Annotated in this window: 12 protein-coding genes and 1 pseudogene; 5 read left to right on the forward strand and 8 right to left on the reverse strand. The window is 71.0% G+C overall.

Translation table 11 applies throughout. From position 1 onward, the window contains the following. Positions 1 to 30: 30 nt before the first annotated feature. Positions 31 to 1,662, reverse strand: coding sequence for a hypothetical protein (locus tag ACGFZ2_RS01710; RefSeq protein WP_393449011.1), 1,632 nt, complete (start codon positions 1,660 to 1,662; stop codon positions 31 to 33). Positions 1,663 to 1,798: 136 nt separating this feature from the next. On the opposite strand from ACGFZ2_RS01710, the pseudogene ACGFZ2_RS01715 reads away from it, so the two are divergent. Then, positions 1,799 to 1,909 (forward strand): annotated as a pseudogene (locus ACGFZ2_RS01715) (serine hydrolase); the annotation flags it as partial. A gap of 101 nt (positions 1,910 to 2,010) precedes the next feature. Beyond that, positions 2,011 to 2,685, forward strand: coding sequence for a DUF6891 domain-containing protein (locus ACGFZ2_RS01720; RefSeq protein ID WP_393265636.1), 675 nt, complete (start codon positions 2,011 to 2,013; stop codon positions 2,683 to 2,685). 175 nt (positions 2,686 to 2,860) lie between these two features. Here the strand turns inward: ACGFZ2_RS01720 and ACGFZ2_RS01725 are convergent, their stop codons facing one another. The 7 genes from ACGFZ2_RS01725 to ACGFZ2_RS01755 form a co-directional block, all read right to left on the reverse strand. After that, positions 2,861 to 4,168 carry a dihydroorotase gene (locus tag ACGFZ2_RS01725; protein WP_393450189.1) on the reverse strand — a complete coding sequence of 436 codons (1,308 nt, stop codon included), beginning with the start codon at positions 4,166 to 4,168 and terminating at the stop codon, positions 2,861 to 2,863. Positions 4,169 to 4,208: 40 nt separating this feature from the next. Further along, positions 4,209 to 5,060: a hypothetical protein gene (locus ACGFZ2_RS01730; protein WP_393265639.1), complete on the reverse strand. Its 852-nt coding sequence runs from the start codon at positions 5,058 to 5,060 to the stop codon at positions 4,209 to 4,211. Beyond that, the gene (locus ACGFZ2_RS01735; RefSeq protein ID WP_393449014.1) at positions 5,054 to 6,352 is read right to left on the reverse strand and encodes a Zn-dependent hydrolase; all 1,299 of its coding nucleotides are present in this window, start codon (positions 6,350 to 6,352) and stop codon (positions 5,054 to 5,056) included. The genes ACGFZ2_RS01730 and ACGFZ2_RS01735 overlap by 7 nt, the downstream gene beginning before the upstream one ends. Beyond that, positions 6,349 to 6,858, reverse strand: a complete 510-nt coding sequence (locus tag ACGFZ2_RS01740; protein ID WP_393449017.1) for a hypothetical protein — start codon at positions 6,856 to 6,858, stop codon at positions 6,349 to 6,351. Before ACGFZ2_RS01740 ends, ACGFZ2_RS01735 begins: the two co-directional genes overlap by 4 nt. A 79-nt stretch (positions 6,859 to 6,937) precedes the next feature. Further along, positions 6,938 to 7,561: an orotate phosphoribosyltransferase gene (locus tag ACGFZ2_RS01745; RefSeq protein ID WP_393265644.1), complete on the reverse strand. Its 624-nt coding sequence runs from the start codon at positions 7,559 to 7,561 to the stop codon at positions 6,938 to 6,940. Continuing rightward, positions 7,558 to 8,382 (reverse strand): IclR family transcriptional regulator, encoded by an 825-nt coding sequence (locus tag ACGFZ2_RS01750; protein WP_393449020.1) that lies wholly within the window; start codon positions 8,380 to 8,382, stop codon positions 7,558 to 7,560. Before ACGFZ2_RS01750 ends, ACGFZ2_RS01745 begins: the two co-directional genes overlap by 4 nt. Before the next feature lie 29 nt (positions 8,383 to 8,411). After that, positions 8,412 to 9,422, reverse strand: a complete 1,011-nt coding sequence (locus ACGFZ2_RS01755; protein WP_393449023.1) for a dihydroorotate dehydrogenase — start codon at positions 9,420 to 9,422, stop codon at positions 8,412 to 8,414. Between the two features lie 450 nt (positions 9,423 to 9,872). Here ACGFZ2_RS01755 and ACGFZ2_RS01760 point away from each other — a divergent pair, with 450 nt between their 5' ends. The 3 genes from ACGFZ2_RS01760 (at position 9,873) to ACGFZ2_RS01770 (ending at position 12,525) form a co-directional block, all read left to right on the forward strand. Continuing rightward, on the forward strand, positions 9,873 to 10,880 hold the full coding sequence (locus ACGFZ2_RS01760) for a LacI family DNA-binding transcriptional regulator (RefSeq protein ID WP_393449025.1): 1,008 nt from the start codon (positions 9,873 to 9,875) through the stop codon (positions 10,878 to 10,880). Continuing rightward, positions 10,877 to 11,677, forward strand: a complete 801-nt coding sequence (locus ACGFZ2_RS01765) for an ABC transporter ATP-binding protein (RefSeq protein WP_393449027.1) — start codon at positions 10,877 to 10,879, stop codon at positions 11,675 to 11,677. Before ACGFZ2_RS01760 ends, ACGFZ2_RS01765 begins: the two co-directional genes overlap by 4 nt. A 92-nt stretch (positions 11,678 to 11,769) precedes the next feature. After that, the gene (locus tag ACGFZ2_RS01770) at positions 11,770 to 12,525 is read left to right on the forward strand and encodes an ABC transporter permease (RefSeq protein ID WP_393449030.1); all 756 of its coding nucleotides are present in this window, start codon (positions 11,770 to 11,772) and stop codon (positions 12,523 to 12,525) included. Positions 12,526 to 12,532 lie beyond the last annotated feature (7 nt).

Raw genomic sequence — 12,532 nt, forward strand, 5'->3', positions numbered from 1 at the left:
CGCGTGCTCCGCAGCGTCACGACAGCCGGATCAAGCCCCGCGCCCGGTCGTGCCGATGTTGGTGCGCGGTCGTGCAGCATGGCTGACGGAGTTGACGTCGCTTGCCGGATCGGAGGCTCGGTGCAGGGCGATGTGGGCTTCGGCGAGGAAGCGGTCGCGGTCGTCGCCGTGGGCGATTGCCGCGTTGTATACGGCGTTGATCGCGGCGACCAGCGGATCGTCATCCGCCAGAGCGATCAGGGCGGGGAACGCCGCGGCCTGCTGGAGCATCTCGGTGACGCCGCGTGTGCCGCACGCTCTCGGGTCTAGGCGGAGCGGGACGATGGTGTGCGGCACCTCGGGATCGGACAAGAGCCGTCTGAACGCGGCGGTGCCGCTCTGCTCTGTGAAGGTTCGGGGCAGTGGGCGGCCGGCCTCGGCGTCGGCGAGCGCGTCGGCGATCCATCCGATCTGCTCCAGCCCGGCCGCACGCATCGCGCGGCGGGCCGCCCAGCAGGCTGCCTCCCGCTGGCGGGCGGCGGGCAGCGCGTCGATGCGGTCGAGCATCGGGCGGTCGATCCGGGCCAGGGACCGCGCCTGGCTGAGGAGCCCGCGGACCCGGTCCGACGGCGGAGCACCTCCCCACTTCTCGGCGTCGCGCTCGGCCTGCAGGCGGCGGGTCTTCTCGGCCAGCGCGGTCGCCTCGGCGGCCTGCCCACGCAACGTCCCCATCCACGGATACGACCCGGCGGTGTCGAGCAGATGGTCCCAGATCAGGCCGAGGGCGCAGGCGTGCCGGCCCAGCACTCCCTCGTGCCGGAGGGTGAAGCCGTCGGGGCCGGACGTCAGCCGTACGGTACTCGGCTCGTCGTCCGGCAGCGTGGCCAGCGGACGAGGGAAGATCGGCTCGTCGGCGGTGGCCCACGACCATGTGAGAGTCTCGCCGTCGACCCGCTCCAGCCGGACCTCCAGGTCGCCGGCGGGCAGCACTCCCACCGAGACCTCGACCGGCGCGGGCCGGTAGCGGACCACCGCCACCCGGGACAGGCCGGTGTCGTCCTCGTACGGGTCAGGTGGGAGCGGCGGCAGGATGGCCGGACGGTCGGACGGGCGCGGTAGCAGTGACAGCATCGCCCGCTCGGCGGCCTTCGCCGGTTTCTGCTCCCAGTCGCGGCCTCCCGGGTCGGCCAGCACGGTGCGCCATGGCGTCTCCTCGGACACCGCCCAGATGTGCAGTTCGTGCCGCTCGGGTGGGTCGCCGTCGGTGCGTACGGTCTCGTGCAGGCGGTCGCGCGCGTGCACCCGCACCCGGATCAGCCCGCGCGGGACGGCGACGTCGGTAAGGGCCTCCGCGGTGCCGCCCATCAGGCCGACGACCGACAGCCGGCCGCTGGGACTCCAGAGGGTCGCCTCGCTGATCGCGTCCCAGCCGACGTCGGTCTCCGTGGGAGGCCCGGGCAAGACACGCACGCGTGCCTCGATCCAGCCGGTGTGTATGCCGCAGAAGCCGGTGAACCGGGTCGGCCCGCCGACGTGCAGCAGGTCGTCGCCGAGGGTGTAGATCTCCACGCCGGACGCGCCCGGCACGGCGGACACCTCGTATTGGCGGTAGCTGACGAACAGCCGCGCCCAGTCGGTCGCGAATGCCGGAGTTCGATGATCTGCGTCATGCAAATCGTCCACTCCCAGATCCTACGGCCGTCGTCATCGGACCCACGATGCACGACATCGATGGAAGCCCCTGCCGGCGCTGTCCGACAGGCCGGGCGGCCCCGCCGGTGCGCACAGCGTCCGTGACAGCATCCTGCTGGCGCAGCCGTTGATGTTGACCGAACGGGCGCGGACCGGCAAGGGCCCGAATGGAAGCGGCTACGGCTACGGCGTCTTCGTTGGTGAGCTCAACGGCCGGCGGTGGTGGCATCACAGCGGCCGTCCTGATCCGGTTGGACTCAGGCGATCGTCCGGCCGGTGGTGCTTGCCGCGTGCCGGTCTGGCTCAGACCTGTCATAGGCCCGTGTAAAGATCGCCGCCGTGACTGGATGGGTGTACAACGATCGCCCTGAGGGCGTCAGGTTCCTGGCCGAGCGGATTGCGGAGCCGGGCCGTGGGGAGATCGAGGCCGAGATCTGGGACTGGGTCGTGCGTGGCCAGGATGACGCCGACGAGTTCGTGGATTTCTTTGACGAGGACGAGCAGCGCCACGGCGCCACCGACGAGGAACTCAGGGCGGCGTACGAAAAGGCTCTGGCCGCTCGGCGGGAGCAGCAGCGTGGGTGGGGCGAGGTGCGGAGCAACCTCACCCGCGCCTTTGCCGATCTCAACGAGCTCGGCGTGTTGGCCAGGGAGAACTTCAGCTGCTGTGGCACCTGCGCGGCCGCTGAGATCCACGACGAGCGTGATGGTTCCCGGCACTGGCACGGGTACCTCTGGTACCACCAGCAGGACACGGAGTCGCTGCTCGCGAGCGAGGACGGCGAGGTCTACCTCGGCTACGGCGCCTATCCGCCGGCGGACTTCGACGAGGTCGCCTATTCGGCCCTGTCGGAGGCCGAACAGCAGGCCCGCTACCAGGCCGACCTGGAACGGCTACTGGACGAGATCGCCTTTCCGGTGCTTCGCAAGTACGGCATGCGGGTGGAGTGGAACCGCAAGCAGTCGAGGCGGATACGGGTGACCGGCGCCCAGTGGTATGCGCCATTGATCTGAGACCCACCCGCTCGCGTTCTTGGCTGGGTGCTGGTCGAACCGGCGGTGGTGATCGCCGATGGTGGGCGCGCCGGCAGGCGCTCGCCACGGCCACGCAACGAACCCTCGCGGCCGTGGCGGCGGTCATCGCCACCCTGCTGGCATACCCTGACCACCACCATCCGATCTTTACCGGTCAGGCGCGGGTCGGGCCGCCCGCACCGGGGATGGCTGACCAGGCGAGCCTGCCGCCGATGATCGTGGCGGCAACCCGAGTCGAGAACCGATGACCGGAGAACGGTGTGTTCCGGGCCAGGCTGGCCAGCCGGGCCGCGTCGACCGTCCAGTCGGCGTCGGTGGAGACCAGGCACAGCGTGGCGGGCATGCCCACCTGGAGCGGATTCCCGCCGCCGACAGCTGTTCGGCCGATCGCCGCGGGTCGGATGGCCATCGCCTCGGCCAGGCGACGCCATGACATGAGGCCCGTGCGCACCATGGTCTCCGCGACGACCGGCAGCGCGGTCTCCAGTCCCAGCATGCCGGGTGGCGCCTCGCACCAGGGACGGTTCTTGGTGGCGGCAGGGTGTGGCGCGTGATCGGTGGCGACCACGTCGATGACTCCCTCGGCGAGCGCTTCCCGCAGGGCCGTCACGTCCTGGGCGCTCCGCAGCGGCGGGTTGACCTTGTAGCGGGTGTCACCGGTGCGTACCAGTTCGTCGGTGAGGAGGAGATGGTGCGGGGTGACCTCCGCGGTGACTGGCCAGCCCCGCGACTTGGCCCAGCGGATTATCTCCACGCTGCCTCGCGTCGAGACATGGCAGATGTGCAGCGGGGTGTCGTCCGCGCCCGCCAGCACGCAGTCCCGGGCGATAATCGACTCTTCGGCGACGGCGGGCCATCCGGGCAGGCCCAACTCGTGGGCGACCGCGCCGTCGTTGGCCTGGGCGTTCGGGCTCAGCGGCGAGGACTGGGCGTGCTGGGCGACGAACCCGCCGACGTCGGCCGCCCGGCGCAGCGCCTGCCGCATCAACGCGGGGTCCTCCACACACCGGCCGTCGTCGGAGAACATCCGGGTGCGGGCGGCCGAGGCGGCCATCGCCTCGATCGGTGTCAGCGTGGTGCCGTCGAGGCCGACGGTGACCGCGCCCACGGGCTGTACCTGGCAGTGTGCGGTGCGTTCGGCCACCTCGGCGACGTACTCCACGCGTCGCGGATCGTCCGCCACCGGCTGGGTGTTCGCCATGGCGAACACCGTCGCGTAGCCGCCCTTGGCCGCCGCGAGCGTGCCGGTGGCGATCGTCTCCGCGTCCTCCGCACCGGGTTGACGCAGGTGGGTGTGCAGGTCGGTGAACGCTGGCAGAGCGATCAGGCCGTGGCAGTCGATGCTGTGGACGGCGGGTCCCTGCCCGGCGGGATCGAGCGCGGCGATCCGGCCGTTGTCGATCAGCAGGTCCACCGGTTCCTCGCCGTAGGGTCGTACGCCTCGCAGCACGGTGGGTGGCAGCAGCGGTTGCCGGGACAGCGGCCGCGGGTTCCAGCCGGGCTCAGTCATCCGCGGATCCCCACCTGAACACCGGCCCGTCCAGGCACACCAGGGGAGCCTCGGTCCCCACGCTCCGTTGTCCCGAGGAGCAACCGTGGCAGTATCCGAGGCCGCACGCCATGTGCGCCTCGACGGACACCTGCACTTCCGCATTCCACCGTTTCCCGAGGTCGGCGGCGAGATCGGTCAGCCGTTGCGAGCCGCAGGTGAGGAGGAGCTGCGGAGGATCGGCGTCCAGCGTCGAGGTGAGCAGCGTGGACAGGAAGTCCGGCTCGCTGGTCCCGTCCGCGTCGGTGACCTGGTGCAGGTGCTCGACACCGCCCCGGCGCAGGACGTCGGCGCCGATCAGCGCACCGGGATGGCGGGCACTGATGACGGCGACGGTCGTACCGCCACGGCGGGCGTTGACCGCGGCGACCGTGGTGAGCGAACAGGTGCCGATGCCCCGGCCGAGCAGCAGTACCCGGCTGGTCGCGGGGGAGAGGTGAAACCCCTGCCCGAGCGGACCGGTCGCGAGCATGGTCTCGCCGACGGTGAAGGTGGCGAGCCGGCGCGTGCCGCCGCCGACGACGCCGTACACCACGTCGAACGTGCCGTGTTCGGGTGCGGTGTCGTAGATCGCCATCGGCCGGGGCAGGACGGGGGCGGTTTCGTCGGCGCGCGCCGCCGTGAGCATCACGAACTGGCCGGGTTGGGCGCGGGTGGCGATGGTCGGGGCGTGCAGGCGGAGGAACCGGTACCGGTCGCCGACCGGTTCGTGGCGCAGGACTGGCGCGTGGTGCCAGGTGGGTGGGGGCCGGTGTGCCGGCGGCAGGTCGAGCGGGACGAGCCGTCCGCTGGTCGTGTTCAGCATGCCTCCTCCGCCGGGGATGTTCTGGTCAGTTCGTGATCGAGGGCGAGCAGGCTGCGGGCGAGCAGGTCGGTTCCGGCGGCGAGATCCGCGCTGCTTGTCCACTCCTCGGGGACGTGACTCAGCCCGGCCCGGCTCGGCACGAAGATCATTCCTGCGGGCACCACCTTGTTGATCATCTGGCTGTCGTGGCTGGCGCCGCTGGGCAGGACCCGGTACGCCGTCCCCGTGGCGGTGCAGGTCTCGGCGATCCGGCGGCGCAGCCAGATCGGCAGCACCACCGGGGAGGCGTCGCCGAGCAACTCGATGTCCAGGCTCACCCCGCGTCGCTCGCAGATGGCGCGGGCGCCGTGGATCAGCTCGGTCGCTGTCGACCGCTGCCGGTCGCTGTCCACGTCGCGGATGTCCACGTAGAGCCGAGCCTCGCCGGGGATCGTGGTGATCGAGCCCGGTTCGAGTTCCAGCCGGCCGACCGTGGCCCGGGTGCCGTGGTGCCTGGGGTCGGTTGCGATGCTCTCGGCGAGGAGGGTGATCTCCGCCGCGGCCGTCATGGCGTCGGCCCGCTGGTGCATCGGCGTCCCGCCGGTGTGCGAGGCGCGGCCGTGCAGGTCGAGGCGGAACCGGGTGCTGCCGGAGATGAGGTCGACGATGCCGATCGGCACGCCCTGGGCCTCGAGCACGCCACCCTGCTCGATGTGCAGCTCCACGAACGCTGCCCAGTCGTCCGCGCGCCAGCGCGCTTCCTCGACGCGGCTCGGGTCGAGACCGACAGCCTGCATGGCCTCGGCGAGACTCACTCCGTGGACGTCCCGCCGGTCGGCCAGATCGGGCGAGTTCAGCAGGCCCGCCGCGATCCGGCTACCGGTGCACGCCTGGCCGAACCGCGCGCCCTCCTCACCGGCGAACGCCACGAACCTGATCGGGTGGCTGTGCCGTACGTCCGCCTCGACGAGAAGCCGGGCGACCTCCATGGCGGCCACCACCCCGGCGATGCCGTCGAACCGTCCGGCCCGCGGCACGCTGTCCAGGTGGGAGCCGGTGCCGACGGCGGGGGCGGGTCCGGCATCGCCGGGCCGTTCGGCGTAGCTGTTGCCCGCCGCGTCGGTCCAGGTTCGCAGGCCCAGCGCGGAGAGCTGGTCGGTGAACATCCGGTGCGCCGTGCGTTCCAACGGGGTGTACGCGAGTCGCGTCACGCCGTCGGTGCTCTCGCTGATCTCGGCGAACTTCGCCAGCAGGTCGGCCAACCGGCTGGCGTCGGCCAGGGGCAGGGCGACGTCGACGGTGTCCAGGCTCATCGGTGTGTCCGCGAGATGGCTGCGGCGGTGACGACCGGGGTGCCGTCGACCGCTGCCAGGACCGCGTCGGTGACGGGTAGCGCCGCCGCGACCGCCACCACCTCGGCGTGGGCGTGGGCGAGCAGGAGCCGGAGCGCCGGCAGCGCCGACATGTCGTGCCAGGAGGCGGCGAGCAGCGCGACGCGTGCTCCGGGGGCCGGGGGCGGGCTCAGCGAGAGCAGCCCGGAGTCTTCGTAGATGCGTACGGTGGGGAGGTCCAGCTCCCGGGAGACGACGTGGGCCAGCACGCCGTCGTCGAGGTTGTCCCGCACGACCACCACCGTCGGGGCGTACGGCCGCAGCGCGTCGGCGATCGCCGTGCTGACGAGTTCGACGGCCGCCGCGGCACCGGCACGGTCGGCGGTGACCGCCTGGTGGAGTTCGTCGACAGCGGCGGCGAGCTGGCTTGCCGGTGTTGGGTGTGTGTTCATGGCGTTCGTGGCGCGGTGACCCTCGGCGTTGGCCATGGGGAGGAGGCGCCGTCCCCCTTTCAGGAACCAGTGGACTGACAGCGGTCGGAGTTCGGGCGAAGCGGTGGAACCTGGGTCACGCTGGTTGTACGTCGACTGCGCCCTGGCGGTCCCGGACTCGTGGCTGATCGGGGATGTGCAGGTCCGCCGGGGTGAACAGGGCCCGGACGGGGCAGCGGGCCGCGGCCTCGCCCTGGCCGCCGCTGCGGTCGACGGCCGCCAGTACGGCGGGCACCACCGCGCCGTGGTCCCGAAGCGCGTGGACGGCGGTGGTGGCGCGTGAGCCGGACATGATCACGTCCTCGACGAGGACGACACGCTCGCCCGCGTGCAGTTCTCCCTCGATCTGCGTCGGGTGGTCGCCGGCAGCAGGGGTGGGGACCACCGCGAAGGGCAGACCGGTCTCCAGGGACAGGGCGGTGACGAGCGGTGCCACCTCTGCCCGGCCGGCCAGCCGGTCCGTTGTGGCGTCCAACAGGTCGGCCATCAGGGCGGCCATCCGCCGCAGGATCGTCGGGCGGGTTTCGAACAAGAAGACATCTATGTACACGTCGACCGGGCCGGCCGGTGCGAGGGTGAACTCGCCGGGCAGGCACGCCGCGGCGCGCAGATCGCGGGCAAGCTCCAGCCAACGTTGGTGACGGTTCTGGAAGGCGGTCGTGTCGCCGGTGCCGATGGTGCTGGGTGCGGCTCTGGTCATGGGGTCCCTCGAAAGGTCGCGGTGTTGTCCGTCTGGTGGGCTTCGGTGAGCGGCGGTGACGGGGTGAACTCGTTGCTGTAGCCGAGTTCGGCGCTGAGCCGGGCCGCCGTGGCGAGCACCAGATGAGTCGCCCGGGCCCGGGCGACTGGATCACGCATCCGGTCGGCGGCCGCGGCGAGCGTGATGCTCGCGCAGGTCGCGCCGGTGGACGAGCGAACGGGCGCGGCCACCGCCCACACGCCTCGGTCCAGTTCGTCGTCGCAGACGTCGTAGCCTCGGGCCCGGACGACCGCGAGGTGTTCGATCACGGCGTCCGGGGTGGCCGGGGTGTCCGGGGTGAACGCGGTGAGCGGCCGTTCCGCGAGCAGCGCGCGGACGATGTCGGTGTCCATGTCGGCGAGGAGAGCGCGGGCGGACGCCGCCGCGTGCAGCGGCATCTCCTGGCCGATCCGGACGAACAGCCGCAGCGGGTGCACGCTCTCGATGAGAGCGATGCAGACCACCCGGTTGCCGACCAGTTCGGCGAGGAACACCGTCTCCCCGGACTCGGCGGCTGCGGCGAGCACCGCAGGGTGCGGGGCGACCAGTGTGGAGGTACGGCGGCTGTTCTGCTCTGCCAGTTGACGGGCGGCGGGGCCGAGGAAGTAACGGCGGTTGACCGGCGATCGGGTGACGAACTCCTGTTCGGCCAGGACCGCCAGTAGCCGGTGCGCGCTGCCGAGCGGGATGTCGAGCGTCTCGTGTAGGTCCTTCATGCTCATCCCGTCGCCGTGACGGGCGAGGGTCCGCAGTATCTCCAGCGCTCTGACGACCGGTTGCACGCTGTCTCCTTCGAATTGGCTCGGCGGGTTCAGACCCGTAGTGAGCCGACGACTTCCGAGACGGACATGGTGCCCGACGCGGCCAGCAGCGGCCCGAGCTCCCGCACGATCTCCGCCATGGCGTACGGGCGGGCGAAGTTGGCCGTCCCGACCTGGACTGCGCTCGCCCCAGCGAGGAGGAATTCCAGGACGTCCCGCGCCGAGCTGATGCCGCCGCAGCCGATGACCGGGATGTCGACCGCGCGGGCGGCCTGCCAGACCAGGCGCAGCGCGATCGGTTTCACCGCGGGCCCGGACAGTCCACCGACGCCGTTGCCGAGTACGGCCGTACGGCGGGTGGCGTCCACGCTCATTGCCGGGAAGGTGTTGGCCACCGTGATGGCCGTGGCGCCGGCGCGCTCCGCGGCGCGGGCGATGTCCGCGATCGACGTCACGTTCGGGGTGAGTTTGACGAACACCGGTACGTGCGAGCGGGCCACCACACCGGACACGACCCGTTCGACCGTGGCCGCGTCGGTGCCGATGGCCAGGCCGCCGTGTTCGAGGTTGGGGCAGGAGACGTTCACCTCGAGCGCTGCGGCGCCGTGGCCGGCAAGTTGCTCCGCCGCCGTCCAGTACTCCGCCACGGTCAGCCCGCCGACGCTGATGATGGTGGGCACGTCGGTGGCGAGGTACCGGGGGAGTACGCGGGAGCGGAACTCGTCGACACCAGGGCTGGGGATGCCGACGCTGTTGAGCATTCCGTCTGGAGTCTCGGTGATGCGGTGTGCGGGATTGCCGGAGCGCACCGCGGCGAAGACGGTCTTCGTGACCAGGGCGCCCAGCTCGTCCAGCGGCACCAGGGTGCCGAGCTCCGGGCCGAAACAGCCGGACGCGGGCATGACCGGGTTGCTCAGCCTGATGTCACCGAGAGTGACGGATAAATCGATGCTGGTTCGTTGTTCCTGGGTCCAGAACCGAGCTCTCGAGTCGATCTCGCCGCCCGGGATGGCGACTGAAACACCCGAGTTGTCGGTTGAGGCATGCAGTCTCGTTTCCACGACGCGGATGTACCTCTTCCGTCTGGGAAGAGTCGACTATGCGTCACCGGTCGTGGTTCGTCAAGGGGTGGAAACCGCTGTCCCGGGAAGCGCCAGAGCTCTCGCATCGCTCTGAGAGGCGGCGTGTTTCAGCATGTGGAAGGCGGTGTGGTCAAGCGCTGTCCGCTAGCCGTGAGGCGAGCTTCCCGTCGGAGAATTTCCGCGCTCCGGCTACTCAGCGCAGTTTCCGGTACCGCTGACCCGGTCTGGAGGGCGGGCTCCAGAGTGCCGTGAGTGCCCAGGCGGCCGGGACGGCTTCCGACTGGCCGAAGTTACGTTTCTGTTTCGCCGGGCGACGGCCACGCGTGCCGGTGACGCCAGCGAGCGTTGGCGGGGGCCGAGGTTATCAACACGTATTGACTACCCCATGTGATGGACGTATCTTCGGCTCTCCTTCCCCCGGAGGTGTTCATGAAGGTGACTCGAGCCGATGTGGCCAGGCGGGCGCAGACCTCGCCGTCGGTGGTCAGCTATGTGCTCAACGGCGGTCCACGCCCGGTCGCACCGGCCACCCGGGCCCGGGTCGAGGCAGCCATCCGGGACCTCGGGTACCGCCCGAACCGCGTGGCCCAGGCGCTCCGCCGTACCCGCAGCGGCTTCCTCGGCCTGTTGATGCCGGACGGCGGCAACCCCTTCTTCGCCGAGCTGGCCAACGCCATCGAGACCGAGGCGGCACGCCGCGGAAAGCTGCTGTTCCTGCTGCACTCCGACGGCGGCGAGGAGGGCGAGCGACTCGCCGCCATGGGGGACGTCCGGGCCGAGGGGGTGCTGTGGGTGCCGCACCACGAGAGCCCGTCGACCGCATCCGCCCTGGCCAACTCGCCCTGCCCGGTGGTGGTCCTCGACCGGGTGCCGGCCGATGCGGCGAGCGGGTACGACTCGGTCGCGGTGGATCACCATCAGGGCGCCCGGCTGGCCACCAGCCATCTGGTCGAGCACGGCTTCCGGCAGGTGTCGTGCCTGTCCGGCCCGAGCGAGACCATCGTCGGCCGCGACCGGACGTCCGGTTGGCGGCAGGCGCTGGCCGACCACGGCATCACCGAAGGTGTGTGGGAGGTGCCGGCGGACTTCACGCCGGAGGGCGGACGGGCGGCCGGGAACGAACTGCTCGACCGGTTGACCTTCCCGGCCGCCGTCTTCGTCGCCTCGGACCGGCAGGCGCTCGGCCTGCTGCGCGCCGTGCGCGAACGGGGGCTCGACGTCCCGCGGGACATCGCCATCGTGTCCTTCGACGGTACGGACGTCAGCGCCTACACCACGCCACCGCTGTCCACCATGCGGCAGCCCCTGCCGGCGCTCGCGGCCGGCGCTCTGACGCTTCTCGAGGAGCGAATACGCGACCCGTACCGACCGGCGCGGCACATCGCCCTGCCCGCCGAGCCCGTCTTCCGAACAAGTTGTGGATGTGGACAGCCATGAGTGTGCCAACCGGAAACCCCACCGCCGAACGCCGTTCCCCACAGGCCGCGCAGGGAACCCTGCTGCGGCTGTCGCAGATCACCAAGGAGTACCGGTCCGACCGGGGCAAGGTGGTGCGCGCGCTCCACGAGGTGTCGCTCGACGTGCGGCAGGGCGAGATCCTCGCCATCATCGGCGCGTCCGGCTGCGGCAAGTCCACCCTGCTGCGGATCATGGCGGGCCTCGACACCATCACCTCCGGGCAGACGGAGTGGTCACGCCGGCCGACACCCGGCCGGGACATCGGTTACGTCTTCCAGGAGCCCGTCCTGCTGCCCTGGCGCAGCGTCTTGCGTAACGCCTGCATCGCGCCGGAGACGTTGAAGGAACCGCGGCAGCGGTACGAGCCCCGGGTGCGCGAACTGCTGAGCCTGGTGGGACTGACCGACTTCGCCGACGCGCTGCCGCGCGAACTCTCCGGCGGGATGCGGCAGCGGACCTCGATCGTGCGGGCGCTGGCCCACGACCCGATGCTGTTGCTGATGGACGAGCCCTTCGGCGCACTCGACCAGATCACCCGGGAGAAGCTGCACGACGATCTGCTCAACATCTGGACCGCGACCGGCAAGACCATCGTGTTCGTGACGCACAGCGTCGACGAGGCCACCTACCTCGCCGACCGGGTGGTCGTGCTCTCGCCCCGCCCCGGTCGGGTGCGCGCGATCCACGACGTGCCCCTGCCCCGCCCCCGGGACGCGCGGACGAAGCTCGATCCGCGCTTCGCGGAGTTCCAGGCCATGCTGCGGGGGGAGCTGTGACGGTTCAGACCTCGACACCCGAGCCGGCGGCACCGCCCGTCGCGCCGCCGCCGGCACCGGTTGGTACGTCGCGACGGGGCCGCCTGCGGTTCGTGGTCAAGCCCTTCGCGGCGGTGCTGTACGTCCTCGTGATCGTCGGTGCCTGGGGCGCGTACCAGGCGGTGGCGGACGTCCCACGGTATCTGCTCGCCAGCCCGACCGAGGTCGGATCGCAGCTGCTGGACCTCGCGCGGACCGGAACGCTGTGGACCCACCTGGTGTACACGGTCCGTAACATCGGTGTCGGCTTCGCGATCGGGGCGGTGATCGGCGCCGCGCTGGGAGTGGCCGTCTCCCGGTCCCAGGTCGTCGACGCGATGCTCTCCCCGTTCCTGATCGTGTTCCAGGCGATGCCGAAGATCGCGCTCGCGCCCATGTTCGTGCTCTGGTTCGGCCTCGGCCTGACCAGCCAGTTCGTGCTCATCGTGAGCCTGTCCTTCTTCCCGATCCTGGTCGGTACCGCCACCGGGCTGCGGCAGGTGAACCCGGGCTACCGGGACCTCGCCACCATCGTCGGGCTGAACCCGGTAGCCCGACTGTTCCGCATCGACATCCGGGCAGCATCACCGTCGATCTTCGCCGCCGCCCGGGTGGCCGCCGTCGACGCCATGACCGGAGCGGTCCTCGCCGAGTGGATCTCTTCAAGCCAGGGACTCGGCTACCTCCTGGTCGAGGCCAACTCCTCCTACCAGGTCCCCATGCTGATGGCCTCGATCGTGGTGATCGTGGCTGTCGGACTCGCCCTCTACCAACTGGTCTCCTTCGTGGAGGCCCGCGCCCTGCGGTGGCGCGATCCCGTCACGGCCTGACCACACG

Source organism: Micromonospora sp. NPDC048063 (assembly GCF_043202855.1).
Taxonomy (GTDB): domain Bacteria; phylum Actinomycetota; class Actinomycetes; order Mycobacteriales; family Micromonosporaceae; genus Micromonospora.

Excerpts from the sequence above, each read along its gene's own strand:
- ACGFZ2_RS01740 (WP_393449017.1), bottom strand. The coding sequence starts at position 6,858 with ATGGCCAACGCCGAGGGTCACCGCGCCACGAACGCCATGAACACACAC.
- ACGFZ2_RS01765 (WP_393449027.1), top strand. The coding sequence starts at position 10,877 with ATGAGTGTGCCAACCGGAAACCCCACCGCCGAACGCCGTTCCCCACAG.
- ACGFZ2_RS01735 (WP_393449014.1), bottom strand. The coding sequence starts at position 6,352 with ATGAGCCTGGACACCGTCGACGTCGCCCTGCCCCTGGCCGACGCCAGC.
- ACGFZ2_RS01745 (WP_393265644.1), bottom strand. The coding sequence starts at position 7,561 with ATGACCAGAGCCGCACCCAGCACCATCGGCACCGGCGACACGACCGCC.
- ACGFZ2_RS01760 (WP_393449025.1), top strand. The coding sequence starts at position 9,873 with ATGAAGGTGACTCGAGCCGATGTGGCCAGGCGGGCGCAGACCTCGCCG.
- ACGFZ2_RS01730 (WP_393265639.1), bottom strand. The coding sequence starts at position 5,060 with ATGCTGAACACGACCAGCGGACGGCTCGTCCCGCTCGACCTGCCGCCG.